At 60.5% G+C, this 215-nt stretch carries 1 protein-coding gene; it reads right to left on the reverse strand.

Annotated features, from left to right (window positions below; all coding sequences use genetic code 11):
• A partial coding sequence (locus tag AC4IHP_RS27955; protein ID WP_490833300.1) for an immunoglobulin-like domain-containing protein occupies positions 1-215 on the reverse strand: 215 nt, incomplete at both ends.

Below are 215 nucleotides of genomic sequence, written 5' to 3' on the forward strand. Positions count from 1 at the left end.
CCACCGGTTGCACTGGTGATGGTGGTGCTGACAGTGCTGCCGTTGTTGTAAACGTCATTGGCCGCAGTCGGCACGTTCACGGTGCCAATGGTGTCGCCAGCCGCAATGGTGATGGTTGAGCCGTTCGACAGGGTGACGGTTACCGGGGTTTGCGCCGGGTTGGTCAAGGTCGCGGTGTAGGTGATCTGTCCGCCTTCAACGACGTTGTTGGTCGC

The sequence above is a fragment of the Pseudomonas sp. UF-293 genome (genome assembly GCF_058245595.1).